Here is a 14,714-nt window from a genome sequence, read left to right on the forward strand (position 1 = left end):
GAAGGCAGGCCGGCTGATGGCTGTCCACACCAGCCAGTCGGTGGCGAAGGCCGCGGGCGACGACGTCGCCCGCGGCCGGAGCCGCGGTACTGGCAACCCCCCGCCGCCGAGCAGGCTCCGGCGGGCCCTGTCGACACACTGGTACGCCTGGACCATGGTCGCGCCGGTCGTCGTCGTGATCGGCGTGATCATCGGCTACCCGCTGGTCCGCGGCATCTACCTGTCGATGACCGATGCCAATGAGCGCAACGTCGAGCGGTCCATCGGTGTCAACCACATGCCCGCCACGTACGAGTTCGTGGGCCTGGACAACTACACCGACGCACTCACCGGCAATCAGTTCCTCGGCACGCTCGGGTGGACCCTGGTGTGGACGGTCTCCTGTGTGACCATCACCTTCGGTCTCGGCATGGCCCTCGCCAACATCCTCAACCGCCGTATCGCCGGACGCTCCGCGTACCGGATGGCGCTCATCCTGCCCTGGGCCATCCCCGGCTTCGTCTCCGTCTTCGCCTGGCAGTTCCTCTACAACGAGGACCGCGGGCTGCTCAACAAGATCCTCTCCGGTGGCGGGATCGACGGCATACCCTGGCTGAACGACCCCACTTGGGCGAAGTTCTCCGTCATCGCCGTCAACGTCTGGCTCGGCGTGCCGTTCATGATGGTCGCCCTGCTCGGCGGACTGCAGTCGATCCCCAGCGAGCAGTACGAGGCCGCGGAGATGGACGGCGCCACCGCCTGGCAGAGGTTCCGCCACATCACGCTGCCCGGACTGCGGCCGGTCTCCACCACGGTGATCCTGCTCTCCACCATCTGGACCTTCAACATGTTCCCGGTGATCTACCTGCTGACCCGCGGCGGACCCGGTGAAGCCACCCAGATCCTGGTCACCCAGGCGTACAAGTTCTCCTTCGAGATCAGCCCGCGTGACTTCGCGCAGTCCTCCACCTGGGGCGTGCTGATCCTCGTACTCCTGATGATCTTCGCCGCCGTCTACCGGCGAGTCCTCCGCACACAGGGAGACGACTGGTGACCACCGCCCCCGCAACCACCGTCCCGGCGACCCGCGCACGGCACTCCGCGCGCAAGGTCCGTCTGCGCGGCGAGCGTTCGCCGATCGCCTCCTTCGGGCTGCACCTCACGCTCATCGTCGCGTCCGTGATCGCCGTCTTCCCCGTGCTGTGGGTCCTGCTCACCTCGCTGAAGCCCGCCGCGTACGCGACCACCACGGACTTCTTCAAAGAGACCACGTTCGAGAACTACACGAACCTGATCCAGAACACGAAGTTCCTCACCTGGTTCGGCAACTCCCTGCTCGTCGCGGGGCTCACCACGCTGCTCGGCGTCATCATCTCCGCCTCCACCGGCTATGCCGTCAGCCGCTTCCGCTTCCCGGGCAAGCGCGGGCTGATGTGGACGCTGCTGATCACCCAGATGTTCCCGGTCGCCGTCCTCATCGTGCCGATCTACAACATCATGTCGGGCATGGGGCTGCTGAATCAGCCCGCCGGCCTCGTCATCACCTACCTGACCATCTCGGTGCCGTTCTGTGCCTGGATGATGAAGGGCTTCTTCGACACCATCCCGCGCGAGATCGACGAGTCCGGGCAGGTCGACGGCCTCACCCCGTTCGGCACGTTCTGGCGGCTCATCCTGCCGCTCGCCAAGCCCGGCCTCGCCGTCACCGCGTTCTACTCCTTCATCACCGCGTGGGGCGAAGTGGCCTACGCCTCCGCCTTCATGGTCGGCGAGGACAACCTCACCCTCGCGGGCGGACTGCAGCTCTTCGTCAACCGGTACGGAGCCCAGTGGGGGCCGATGACCGCCGCGTCCGTGCTGATCGCGATACCCGCGGCCCTGGTCTTCCTCTTCGCCCAGCGTCACCTGGTCACCGGCATGTCCGCCGGAGCGGTCAAGGGCTGAGAGGTCCGCTATCCGGTCCGAGGTCACCCGACAGCCTCTGACCCAGCACGCCCCGCACGCACCACGTCCCGGCGGCCGCCGGTACCCCGACCCGGTTCCGGCGCCGCTTCCCACCCCGACACCTCAGGGATGACATGACCCAGCACCTCGCTGCCCCCTCCACCGGCACGTTCGGCGACGCTCCGGCCCACCAGACCGGCTGGTGGCAGGACGCGGTGATCTACCAGGTCTACCCACGGAGTTTCGCCGACGGCAACGGCGACGGCATGGGCGATCTCGCAGGCGTACGCGGCAAACTCCCGTACCTCAAGGACCTCGGTGTGGACGCGGTCTGGCTCAGCCCGTTCTACGCGTCCCCGCAGGCCGACGCGGGCTACGACGTCGCCGACTACCGTGCCATCGACCCGATGTTCGGCACCCTGCTGGACGCCGACGCGCTGATCCGGGACGCCCACGACCTGGGCCTGCGGATCATCGTGGACCTGGTGCCCAACCACTCCTCGGACCGGCACGAGTGGTTCAAGCGCGCCCTCGCCGAGGGCCCCGGCTCCGCGCTGCGCGAGCGCTACCACTTCCGCCCCGGCAAGGGCGCGGACGGCGAACTGCCGCCCAACGACTGGGAGTCCATCTTCGGCGGCCCCGCCTGGACCCGGACCACCGACCCGGACGGCACCCCGGGCGACTGGTACCTCCACCTCTTCGCGCCCGAGCAGCCCGACTTCAACTGGGAACACCCGGCCGTCGCCGACGAGTTCCGGTCGATCCTGCGCTTCTGGCTCGACATGGGCGTCGACGGCTTCCGGGTCGACGTAGCCCACGGCCTCGTCAAGGCCGCCGGCCTGCCCGACCTCGGCAGCCACGACCAGCTCAAGCTGCTCGGCAACGACGTCATGCCGTTCTTCGACCAGGACGGGGTGCACGAGATCTACCGTTCCTGGCGCATCATCCTCGACGAGTACCCCGGCAACCGCATCGCCGTCGCCGAGGCCTGGACCCCCACGGTCGAGCGCACCGCCAACTACGTACGCCCCGACGAGATGCACCAGGCGTTCAACTTCCAGTACCTCTCCACCGCCTGGGACGCGGCCGAGCTCCGCAAGGTCATCGACACCTCGCTCGACGCGATGCGTCCGGTCGGCGCCCCCACCACCTGGGTGCTCTCCAACCACGACGTGACCCGGCACACCACCCGGTTCGCCAACCCGCCCGGCCTCGGCACCCAGATCCGTGAGGCCGGCGACCGCGAGCTGGGCCTGCGCCGGGCCCGCGCCGCCACCCTGCTGATGCTGGCGCTGCCCGGCTCCGCGTACGTCTACCAGGGCGAGGAGCTCGGCCTGCCCGACGTCACCGACCTGCCCGACGAGGTCCGTCAGGACCCGTCGTTCTTCCGCGCGGAGGGCCAGGACGGCTTCCGTGACGGCTGCCGGGTGCCGATCCCGTGGACGCGCGACGGCAGCTCGTACGGCTTCGGCGACGGCGGCAGCTGGCTGCCCCAGCCCGAGGGGTGGGGCGAGCTGAGCGTCCAGGCGCAGACCGGCACCGCCGGTTCCACGCTGGAGCTGTACCGGTCCGCGATCGCCGCCCGCCGGGCGCACCCCGGGCTCGGCGCCGGAACCGCGGTGGAGTGGCTCAAGGCCCCCGAGGGCCTGCTGATCTTCGCCCGCCCCGGCTTCGTCTGCACCGTCAACACGACGGGTCGCCCGGTGCGCATCCCGGTGCGCGGCACCGTGCTGCTGTCCAGCAGCCCGGTCGTCACCGACGGCGCCGAGATCGAGCTGCCCGCGGACACCACGGTGTGGTGGACGGTGTGACCGTCCCCCTACCCAGGGCCTCTCTTCCGGATCAGGCCGGATCAGGGAGCGGGGGCTGGCGCGTGCAGCTGCAAGGCGGAGGAGGGAGCCCACGCGGAGCGTCGGCGACTGACGACAACGCCGCAGATGCGCGTGTCAGCCCCCGCGAGCCCGGCAAGATCCGGAAGAGAGGCCCCGGGACCGGCGGTGCGCCGAGGCTCTCGGACATCGCCGGTCAGGCAGCGGTCAGCGAGGCGACCGTCAGCCGGGTGCTCAACGGGAAACCGGGCGTGGCGGACCCCACGCGTCAGCGGGTGCTCGCGGCGCTGGACATCCTCGGCTACGAACGTCCCGTGCGGCTGCGCAGGCGCAGCGCCGGGCTGATCGGACTGGTGACGCCCGAGCTCACCAACCCGATCTTCCCGGCGTTCGCGCAGTCCGTCGAGCAGGTGCTGGCCGGGCACGGCTACACCCCGGTGCTCTGCACCCAGCTGCCCGGCGGCGCCACCGAGGACGAACTCGTCGAGCAGCTCGTCGAGCGCGGCGTCGGCGGGATCGTCTTTCTCTCCGGGCTGCACGCCGACATGTCGGCCGACCCGGCCCGGTACGCCGCGCTCACCGACCGCGGCGTGCCGTTCGTCCTGATCAACGGCTACAACGAACGGATCAGCGCGGCGTTCGTCTCGCCCGACGACTCCGCCGCCGTGCGGATGGCCGTCGGGCACCTCGCCGACCTCGGCCACAGCAGGGTCGGTCTGGCGATCGGGCCGCAGCGCTACGTGCCGTCCCGCCGCAAGCGCGAGGGCTTCCTCGACGCCGCGGTGAACCTGCTGGGCCTGGACCGCGCCGAGGCCGAACTCCTCGTCTGTCCCACGCTGTTCAGCGTCGAGGGCGGCCAGGTCGCGGCGGGTGCGCTGCTCGACCAGGGGTGCACGGGCATCGTCTGCGGCAGCGACCTGATGGCGCTGGGCGTGGTGCGTGCGGCCCGGGAGCGCGGGCTCGGCGTGCCGCGCGACGTGTCGGTGGTGGGCTTCGACGACTCGCAGCTGATCGCGTTCACCGATCCGCCGCTGACGACGGTGCGTCAGCCCGTGCAGGCGATGGCGGCGGCAGCGGTGAGCGCCCTGCTGGAGGAGATCGGCGGCAGCCCGGTGCAGCGTACGGAGTACGTGTTCCAGCCGGAGCTGGTGGTACGGGGATCCACCGCGGCGCTCCGGGGCGCCTGAGGCGGGCGCGAGAACGGGGCCGGGTCGGGAGGGGGACCCGGCCTTTCGCGTTTCGTTGCGTCAGCGCCGTGGGCCGGTCGGCTTCCGTGACGCCCACGGCGGCTGCGACGGTGGGTCAGCTCTCGGAGGCGTACGTCACGAACGCATCCCATGCGGTCGGGGTGAACCCGAGGCGCGGCCCGGGCAGATCCTTGGAATCGCGCACGTGCACTGTGCCGGGTGCGGTCGCCACCTCTACGCACTCGCTGCCGTTGCTACTGTCGCTGTAGCTGCTCTTCACCCACTCCAACGCGGAAGCATCCCCAGCAGAAAGCTTGCGGATCACGTCTCTCCCAGCATTCGCTCGATGAAGGCATCGACTCCCGAGGGGGAGAGCCTGAGCCCGGATCAAGTCGGGTAGCGGGCCTCCTCCATCTCACGCTTCAGGATGGCGAGTTTGCCGCCCGCCCCCAGCACCTCGTCCGCCTTGTGAAGCTGCAACGGGCCATCGTCCGGCACTGGAACGCCATCACCGCCGCCGCCGAGCACGGCTTGAGCAACGGTCTCGCGGAGAGCATGAACACCAAGATCCGGCTCATCACCCGTATGGCCTTCGGCTTCAAGGACGCCACCGCTCTCATCGCCCTCGCCATGCTCAGCCTCGGAGGGCACCGCCCCCACCTACCAGGCCGTCACACCGCATGAACGCACCCACGGATGCGACAGAAGAGCCCGAAAACCAAGTGGGCATGGGGGGCGAAAGTGCAGTGCCGACAAGTTCTGATGTTCTGCATGTAAGCCATAAAGCTGGCATGTAGGGTGAGTTGTCATGCAGCTCCGGTACTCCTTCCGTATTGAGCCGACGCCGGGTCAGCGCATGGCGCTGTCCCAGGCGTTCGGTTGTGCGCGGGTGGTGTGGAACGACTGTCTGCGGGCGCGGCGGGACGCCCGCGCTGCGGGTTTGCCGTTCTTGAAGTCGGCGGAGCTGTCGAAGCGGTTCATCACCGAGGCGAAGAAGACCACCGGGCGTGGCTGGCTGGGTGAGGTGTCCGCTGTGGTGCTGCAACAGTCGCTGCGGGACCTGGATGCGGCGTACTCGAACTTCTTCGCCTCGTTGAAGGGCACCCGCAAGGGGCCGAGGGTTGCCGAACCCCGGTTCAAGTCGAAGCGGGACAACCGGCAATCCGTCCGGTTCACCGCGAATGCCCGCTGGTCGGTCACCGGGGACGGGAAGCTGAACCTTCCCAAGATCGGCCCGGTGAAGGTGCGCTGGTCGCGTCGGCTGCCGTCCGTGCCGTCCACGGTGACGGTGATCAAGGACGCGTCCGGCAGGTACTTCTGCTCCTTCGTCGTGGAGACCGACCCGGCGGACGAGTTGTTGCCCGCGCTGGAGACGGATCAGGGCATCGACCTGGGCCTGACCCACTTCGCCGTCATGGCGGACGGCTCCCGCGTCACCTCGCCCCGGTTCCTGCGCCGGGCGGAGAAGAAGCTGAAGAGGGAGCAGCGTCGGCTGTCGCGTAAGGCGAAGGGGTCGAGGAACCGGAACAAGCAGCGGATCAAGGTGGCCCGTGCTCATGCGAGGGTGGCCGATGCGCGCAGGGACTTTCACCACAAGCTGTCCACGAAGCTGATGCGCGAGAACCAAGCCGTCAGCGTGGAGAGCCTGAGCGTGAAGGGCCTTGCCCGCACCCGCCTGGCGAAGTCAGTGCACGACGCGGGATGGTCCAGTTTTGTGACCATGCTGGACTACAAGGCGACCCGGTATGGGCGCACCCTGACCAAGGTGGACCGTGCCTTCCCGTCCTCGCAGGTGTGTTCCGCCTGCGGTTACCGCGACGGGCCCAAGCCCCTGCACATCCGGGCATGGACCTGTAGCGCGTGCGGCACCCGGCACGACCGGGACCACAACGCGGGCCAGAACATCAAGCACGAAGGACGGCGTATCCGCGCCGCACAACAAGCTGTACCACCCACCCCCGGACCGGGGGCCCTCGCCCGGCAACGGACAAGGTAAACGCCTGCGGAGCGCACGTAAGACCAGGACCCGTCCCGGCAGCGCGCACAACCCCCACCCATCGGTGGGGAGGAACCAGGAACCCGACTCAAGGCGCACCGCACACACGGACGCCAGGGAGAGAATCCCCCACACTCGTGTGGGGGAGGAGGTCAAGTACAGGTCTCGCCGCCCCAGGAGCATGTCCAGGGCAGCCAGTGGTGGACCTCGCACCAGCCGGTCAGCTACAAGATCGCCGGACGGCTCGGCGACCGCGCTGCCTTCTCCCGCATGGTCAGCACCTGCCGCAGCGCGGGCGTCAAGGTCGTCGCCGACTCCGTCATCAACCACATATCGGCGGGATCGGGCACCGGCACCGGCGGCTCCTCGCACACCAAGTACGACTACCCCGGCGTGTACTCCGCGGCCGACATGGACGACGGCACCGCCCAGACCAGCAATTACCAGGACCGGGCCAGCGTCCAGAACTACGAACTCGTCGGACTGGCTGACCGACACGGGTGAGGACTACGTACGCGGCAGGATCGCCGCGTACCTCGGCGACTTGCGCTCCTTCGGCGTGGGCGGTTTCCGTATCGACGTCGCCAGGCACATGCCCGCGGCCGACCTCGCCAACATCAAGTCGCGGCTGAGTGACCCCGGCGCCTACTGGAAGCCGGAGGCGATCTGCGGGCGGGCGAGGCCGTCTCGCCCGACGAGTACACCGGGACGGGCAACGTCCAGGAATTCCGGTGCGCCCGCAGCCTCAAGCAGGTCTTCAACAACGAGAACCTCGCCCACCTGAAGAACTTCGGCGAGGGCTGGGGCTTCATGTCGTCGTCGAAGGCCGCGGGCTTCGTGGACAACCACGACACCGAGCGCGGCGGCGACACACTGAACTACAAGGACGGCGCGAACTACACCCTCGCCAATGTCTTCATGCTGGCCTGGCCGTACGGTTCGCCCGGTGTCCACTCCGGCTACGAGTGGTCCGACAAGGACGCCGGTCCGCCGGGTGGCGGCGCGGTGAACGCCTGTTACAGCGACGGCTGGAAGTGTCAGCACGCATGGCGCGAGATCCCCTCCATGGTCGGCTTCCGCAACACCGCGCGCGGGGAGGCTGTCACCAACTGGTGGGACAACGGCGGCGGCCAGATCACGTCGCGGCTCGAAGGCATTCGTCGCCATCAACCACGAGGGCGCCTCGCTGACCCGCACGTTCCAGACGTCGATGCCCGCCGGTGAATACTGCGACATCCAGCCCGGCAACGTCGTTACTGTCAATGGCTCCGGCCAGTTCACCGCAACGCTCGGCGCCAACACGGCCCTGGCGCTCCAGGTGAACGCCCGCTCTGCCCCGGCGGCATCACGGGCGCTGCGCAGTCCAGCGCTACCTTCGGTGTCAATGCGACCACGCAGCCCGGTCGAAACGTCTACATCCCACGCGGCTAACCTCGAGGGTCGTCCGCTCAAGAGCGAGTCGGGCGTCGATTCCTTGCGAGCAGGTATTGGGAAGCTCCACCGGGTGAGGGCCACGGTGGAGCCTCCTCATCCCTCACTGTCTACCGACTGGCTACTTGAACTGCCAGTTAGACATTCCGACCACATAGGCAGTTGAGCTCTCGCCGTACTCTGGGGTTCCCATGTTGTGCCACGGCAGGGTGTAGTTCTGCACCACACCCGGGCTGTTGGTGTACTGGAAGGTCACGGTCACGCGCCAGTATTTGGACGAGCGGCCACTGCACCCGGCGTCCCAAATGTACTTCTGGACCGAGTAGTCGAACCTCTTGACCCCTGCGCATCCCGACGGGCCCGAAAAATGGACGGTAGACGTAGACGCGGCGGCGGGTGCCACGTTGAGACACGTCAGTGCAATGGCTCCGGCGGCTAGGCCGACAGTGGTCTTGATGCGTCGTTTCACGCTAGCTCCTTGGATTGTTGAAGTGCTCATTCGGCTGGTGAAGCCTCGAGAAGCTAACATTCTTACAATGACTTGCGGAAGAGATTTCGCCGGCCTCGTTGCACTCTGATGTGCAGAAGTCCGGTCTGGAAAAGGTAGTTGACCTGGCGGCAGAGGTCTCGTACGGTCTGACGGCGCAGGATGTGAAAGAGTCTTCTGCAAGATATTTCAGTCACGAGCCAGTAGCCCATCGAGGATGTGGCACCGAGTGTGACGGATCCGCCGTCGGCCAGCGCGTCTGCATTTTTGATGAGGTTGTGCCGGGGCGGTTGGCCTGATGCGTCGTGCCAATTTGTTCATGGAACCAGGCCCTGCCAGATACGTCGGACGGCCCCAGCAAGGAGACCCCGCCCGTGTCCCGTTCCACCCTGAGACGGGGAGCCGTCGCCGCACTCTGCGCGGCGCTCCTCCCTGTCGTCCCGGCGGCAACCGCGTCGGCCGCGCCGAGACCCCCGGGCCCGCCCTCGGACGCGAAGCTCGCCCAGGCGCCCGCCCGGCACGACCTGACCCGCGAGCAGTTCTACTTCGTCATGCCGGACCGGTTCGCCAACGGTGACACCTCCAACGACCGCGGCGGGCTCACCGGTTCACGCACGGACACCGGCTACGACCCCACCGACAAGGGCTTCTACCAGGGCGGCGACCTCAAGGGCCTGACCGATCGGCTCGACTACATCAAGGGCCTCGGCACCACCGCCATCTGGCTCGCCCCGATCTTCAGGAACCGCCCCGTCCAGGGCACCGGCAAGGACGCCTCGGCCGGCTACCACGGCTACTGGATCACCGACTTCACGCGGGTCGACCCGCACTTCGGCACCAACGCCGACCTGTCGAAGCTGATCGACAGGGCCCACGCCAAGGGCATGAAGGTCTTCTTCGACGTCATCACCAACCACACCGCGGACACTGTCGACTACGCCGAGAAGGCCTACGGCTACCGGCCGAAGGGCGCCTACCCGTACCTGGACAGGGACGGCCGCCCCTTCGACGACGCCAAGGGCCTGGCGAAGGTGGACGCGGACTCGTTCCCGTACACCCCGAAGAACACCGGGACCGCCGGGAAGAAGGTCCCGTCCTGGCTCAACGACCCGACGATGTACCACAACCGCGGCGACTCGACCTTCGCCGGCGAGTCCGCCACGTACGGCGACTTCTCCGGGCTGGACGATCTGTGGACCGAGCGGCCCGAGGTCGTCTCCGGCATGGAGAAGATCTACGAGAAGTGGGTCCGGGACTTCGACATCGACGGCTTCCGGATCGACACCGTCAAACACGTCGACCTGGACTTCTGGACCCAGTGGGCGACGGCCCTGGACACCTACGCGGCCAAGCACGGCCGCGAGGACTTCTTCATGTTCGGCGAGGTCTACTCCTCCGACACCGCCGTCACCTCGCCCTACGTCACCCGGGGCCGGCTCGACGCGACGCTCGACTTCCCCTTCCAGGAAGCGGCACGCCAGTACGCCTCGCAGGGCGCCCCGGCCGCGAAGCTCGCGGCGGTGTTCGGCAACGACTACCGCTACACCACCGACAAGGCCAACGCCTACGAGCAGGTGACCTTCCTCGGCAACCACGACATGGGCCGCATCGGCGCCTTCCTGAAGCAGGACAACCCGAAGGCCGACGACGCGGAACTCGTCCGGCGCGCGGAGCTCGCCAATGAGCTGATGTTCCTCGGCCGCGGGAACCCCGTCGTCTACTACGGCGACGAGCAGGGCTTCACCGGCGCGGGCGGCGACCGGGACGCCCGGCAGACCATGTTCGCCTCGAAGACCGCCGACTACCTCGACGACGACGAACTGGGCACCGACCGCACCCACGCCGCCGACGCGTACGACACGAAGCACCCCCTGTACCGGAACATCGCCGCGCTCTCCGAACTCACCAGGAAGAACCCGGCACTGCGCGACGGCGTCCAGACCGAGCGGTACGCGGAGGGCTCCGTCTACGCCTTCTCCCGCACGGACCCCGAGAAGCCCGACGAGTACCTCGTGGCCATCAACAACGGCACCGCCCCGAGGACCGTCGAGCTGCCCACCGCATCGGCCGGTATGAACTTCCGTACGCTGTACGGGGGTTCGGGCGCCATCCGCAGCGGCGCGGACAAGAAGATCACCGTCACCGTCCCCGCCCTCTCCAGCCTCGTGCTGCGCGCCGAGAAGCCCCTGGGCGCCCCGGCCACCAAGCCCTCGATCACGCTCGAGGCGCCCGCCGCCGGAGCCACCGGCACCGTGGAGCTCTCCGCCGACGTCGACGGCGGACAGCTGAACCGGGTCGTCTTCGCCGCACAGACCGGCAACGGGAAGTGGGTCACGCTCGGTTCCGCCGACCACGCCCCGTACCGGGTCACCCAGCACCTGGACGGCAAGGTGGCGGCCGGAACACCGCTGCGCTACAAGGCGGTCGTCGTCGACCGTGCCGGCCGCACCGCGAGCGCGCTCGCCGCGAGCACGGCCGGACAGGCCCCGGCCGACGCGAAGCCCGTGGCCGTCCAGCGCGACTACGCCGTCGTCCACTACAAGCGCGCGGACGGCGACTACGCGGGCCGGCAGCTCAGGTCGGGCGACGCGACGGCCGACTTCACCGGGCGCGACGCCTACGGAGCCTTCGCCTGGCTCAAGCTCGACGAAGGCGCGTCCACCGTCCCGTACACCGTCGAGAAGGACGGCACCGCCGACGGGCCGCAGCGCACCGTCGAACTCGCGAAGACCGGGCAGGTCTGGATCGAGCAGGGCAAGGACGGCCAGGCCGACACGGCCCCCGACGGCGCCTATCCGCCGCAGGACACCACGAAGGCCGTACTGCACTACTACCGGCCCGACGGCGACTACGACGGCTGGGGGCTGCACACCTGGACCGGTGCCAAGGACCCCACCGACTGGGCCAAGCCGCTCCAGCCGGTGAAGAAGGACGCCTCCGGCGCCACCTTCGAGGTGCCGCTCACCGACGGCGCCACCTCGCTCAGCTACATCCTGCACAAGGGCGACGAGAAGGACCTCCCCAGCGACCAGTCGCTCGACCTCGCCACCTACGGGCACGAGGTCTGGATGCTCGGCGCCACGCCCGGCTACCTGCTGCCCCAGGCAGGCGGCGTACCCACCCCCGACCTCTCCAGGGCCGAGGCGCAGTGGATCGACGCCGACACCGTCGTATGGAAGGTGAAGGCCACCGGCGCCACCAGCCAGCAGCTCGTCCACACACCGCGCGGCGGCATCTCCGTCGTCGACGGGGCACTCTCCGACGAGGGCCAGTGGCTGCGGCTCACCCCCTCCGCGCTGACCGACGCACAGAAGGCGAAGCATCCGAACCTCAAGGACTACCCGGCGTTCACCATCGACGCCCGGGACCGGGACAGGGTCCGTGACGCGCTGCGCGGCCAGCTGATCGCCACCCAGCGCGCCGCCAACGGCGCCCTGCTCGCCGCCACCGGCGTACAGAGCGCGGGCGTGCTCGACGACCTGTACGGCAAGAACGCGGCCGGCGCCCCGCTCGGCCCGGTCTTCGACCACGGCCGCCCCACCCTGTCCGTCTGGGCACCCACCGCGCGGACCGTCGCCCTCGAACTCGACGGCCGCAGCGTCCCGATGCGGCGCGACGACCGCACCGGCGTCTGGTCCGTCACGGGCACGAAGGAGTGGACGGGCAAGCCCTACCGGTACGCCGTGAACGTCTGGGCGCCCACCGTCCAGAAGTTCGTCACCAACGAGGTCACCGACCCGTACTCCACCGCGCTGACCACGGACTCCGCGCGCAGCCTCGTCGTCGACCTGGACGACCCCGGCCTCGCACCGAAGGGCTGGTCCGGGCTGCGGAAGCCCGCCGCCGTCCCGCTGCGCGACGCCCAGATCCAGGAGCTGCACATCCGCGACTTCTCGATCGCGGACCGCACCTCGAAGCACCCCGGCGAGTACCTCGCCTTCACCGACACCCGCTCCGACGGGATGAAGCACCTCAAGCAGCTCGCGGACTCCGGCACCAGCTACGTCCATCTGCTGCCCGCCTTCGACATCGGCACCATCCCCGAGAAGAAGTCCGCCCAGCAGAAACCGGCCTGCGAGCTGTCCGTGTACGCCCCCGACTCCGAGGAGCAGCAGGCCTGCGTGGCGAAGGCCGCCGCGAAGGACGGATTCAACTGGGGCTACGACCCGCTGCACTACACCGTCCCGGAGGGCTCCTACGCCTCCGACCCGGACGGCACCCGGCGCACCGTCGAGTTCCGGCAGATGGTGCAGGGGCTGAACGGCGCGGGGCTGCGCACCGTCATGGACGTCGTCTACAACCACACCGTCGCCTCCGGCCAGGACGACAAGTCCGTACTCGACCGGATCGTGCCCGGCTACTACCAGCGGCTCCTGGACGACGGCACCGTCGCCACCTCCACCTGCTGCGCCAACACCGCACCCGAGAACACCATGATGGGCAAGCTGGTCGTCGACTCGGTCGTCACCTGGGCCAAGGAGTACAAGGTCGACGGCTTCCGCTTCGACCTGATGGGCCACCACCCCAAGGACAACATCCTCGCCGTCCGCAAGGCGCTCGACGGGCTGACCGTGGCCAAGGACGGCGTCGACGGGAAGAAGATCATCCTGTACGGGGAGGGCTGGAACTTCGGTGAGATCGCCGACGACGCCCGCTTCGTCCAGGCCACCCAGAAGAACATGGCCGGCACCGGCATCGCCACCTTCTCCGACCGCTCCCGCGACGCCGTCCGCGGCGGCAGCCCCTTCGACGAGGACCCGGGCGTACAGGGCTTCGCCACCGGCCTCTACACCGACCCCAACACCTCGGCCGCCAACGGAACGAGGACCGAACAGAAGGCCCGGCTGCTCCACTACCAGGACCTGATCAAGGTCGGCCTCACCGGCAACCTCGCCGACTACACCTTCACCGACTCCGCCGGCAACACGGTCAAGGGGTCCGGCGTCGACTACAACGGCGCCCCCGCCGGATACGCCGCGGCCCCCGGCGACGCCCTCGCCTACGCGGACGCCCACGACAACGAGTCGCTCTACGACACGCTCGCCTTCAAGCTCCCGGCGGGCACACCGGCGGCCGACCGGGCCCGCATGCAGGTCCTGGCCATGGCGACGGCCACCCTCTCGCAGGGCCCCTCGCTCTCCCAGGCGGGCACCGACCTGCTGCGCTCCAAGTCCCTGGACCGCAACTCCTACGACAGCGGCGACTGGTTCAACGCCCTGCACTGGGACTGCCGCGACGGCAACGGCTTCGGCCGCGGACTGCCGCCGGCCGCCGACAACGCGTCCAAGTGGTCCTATGCGAAGCCGCTGCTGGCCGACGCCGCGCTCCGCCCCGGCTGCGCGCAGATCGACGCCGCGTCCGCCGCGTACCGGGACCTGCTCACCATCCGCTCCACGGAGAAGGACTTCGGCCTCGCCACCACCGGCCAGGTGCAGTCCGCCCTGTCCTTCCCGCTCTCCGGGAAGGACGAGACACCGGGCGTGATCACCATGCGGCTCGGGAAGCTGGTGGTCCTCAACGCCGCCCCCGGCACCGAGACCCAGACGGTCGCCGGGCTGGCGGGGAAGCAGTACGCACTGCACCCGGTCCAGGCCGCGGGCGCGGATCTTACCGTCAAGAAGTCCACGTATGAGAAGAGTTCCGGAAGATTCACCGTGCCGGGGCGTACGGTGGCGGTTTTCTCCCTGAACTGAGCCATGACGGGGCTACGTTGGGAGGCAGCAGCCGTCGGGGAATGCCGCAGCACCGCACCCCCGGCGCGCCCTCCCACCCCCCGGCCGGTCCCGGCCCCTTTCCGGTACGCCAGGCGTCCTCGCATGCCTGCGCCGTACGGGAACCAGGGGCCGGGACCGGCCGGTCCA

The 14,714-nt window shown here is 68.9% G+C and carries 7 protein-coding genes and 3 pseudogenes; 8 read left to right on the plus strand and 2 right to left on the minus strand.

Annotation, left to right across the window (positions count from 1 at the left end; all coding sequences use genetic code 11):
* Positions 1–16: 16 nt before the first annotated feature.
* The 4 genes from OG520_RS28995 to OG520_RS29010 all read left to right on the plus strand — a co-directional run bounded on the left by OG520_RS28995 (position 17) and on the right by OG520_RS29010 (position 4,939).
* Complete coding sequence (locus tag OG520_RS28995; RefSeq protein WP_389970622.1) at positions 17–1,033, plus strand: carbohydrate ABC transporter permease; 1,017 nt, start codon at positions 17–19, stop codon at positions 1,031–1,033.
* On the plus strand, positions 1,030–1,923 hold the full coding sequence (locus tag OG520_RS29000) for a sugar ABC transporter permease (protein ID WP_389970619.1): 894 nt from the start codon (positions 1,030–1,032) through the stop codon (positions 1,921–1,923). The genes OG520_RS28995 and OG520_RS29000 overlap by 4 nt, the downstream gene beginning before the upstream one ends.
* Positions 1,924–2,057: 134 nt before the next feature.
* The gene (locus OG520_RS29005; RefSeq protein WP_389970616.1) at positions 2,058–3,734 is read left to right on the plus strand and encodes a glycoside hydrolase family 13 protein; all 1,677 of its coding nucleotides are present in this window, start codon (positions 2,058–2,060) and stop codon (positions 3,732–3,734) included.
* Between the two features lie 158 nt (positions 3,735–3,892).
* The gene (locus OG520_RS29010) at positions 3,893–4,939 is read left to right on the plus strand and encodes a LacI family DNA-binding transcriptional regulator (protein ID WP_389972040.1); all 1,047 of its coding nucleotides are present in this window, start codon (positions 3,893–3,895) and stop codon (positions 4,937–4,939) included.
* Positions 4,940–5,054: 115 nt separating this feature from the next.
* On the opposite strand, the gene OG520_RS29015 is transcribed toward OG520_RS29010, so the two are convergent.
* Positions 5,055–5,264 carry a DUF397 domain-containing protein gene (locus OG520_RS29015; RefSeq protein WP_389970613.1) on the minus strand — a complete coding sequence of 70 codons (210 nt, stop codon included), beginning with the start codon at positions 5,262–5,264 and terminating at the stop codon, positions 5,055–5,057.
* Between the two features lie 143 nt (positions 5,265–5,407).
* Here OG520_RS29015 and OG520_RS29020 point away from each other — a divergent pair.
* The 3 pseudogenes from OG520_RS29020 to OG520_RS29030 form a co-directional block, all read left to right on the plus strand.
* Positions 5,408–5,623 (plus strand): annotated as a pseudogene (locus OG520_RS29020) (transposase); the annotation flags it as partial.
* Positions 5,624–5,747: 124 nt separating this feature from the next.
* A pseudogene (locus OG520_RS29025) lies at positions 5,748–6,982 on the plus strand (RNA-guided endonuclease InsQ/TnpB family protein); the annotation flags it as partial.
* A gap of 97 nt (positions 6,983–7,079) precedes the next feature.
* Positions 7,080–8,366, plus strand: a pseudogene (locus tag OG520_RS29030) (alpha-amylase family protein); the annotation flags it as partial.
* 121 nt (positions 8,367–8,487) lie between these two features.
* On the opposite strand, the gene OG520_RS29035 reads toward OG520_RS29030, so the two are convergent.
* Entirely contained in the window at positions 8,488–8,835 is a 348-nt protein-coding gene (locus tag OG520_RS29035) for a hypothetical protein (protein ID WP_389970610.1), read from the minus strand.
* 392 nt (positions 8,836–9,227) lie between these two features.
* Here OG520_RS29035 and pulA point away from each other — a divergent pair, with 392 nt between their 5' ends.
* Positions 9,228–14,546 carry a pullulanase-type alpha-1,6-glucosidase gene (gene pulA, locus OG520_RS29040; protein ID WP_406015141.1) on the plus strand — a complete coding sequence of 1,773 codons (5,319 nt, stop codon included), beginning with the start codon at positions 9,228–9,230 and terminating at the stop codon, positions 14,544–14,546.
* Positions 14,547–14,714: the final 168 nt, after the last annotated feature.

This window comes from Streptomyces sp. NBC_00984 (assembly GCF_045162475.1).
In the GTDB taxonomy this organism is placed as follows: Bacteria; Actinomycetota; Actinomycetes; order Streptomycetales; family Streptomycetaceae; genus Streptomyces.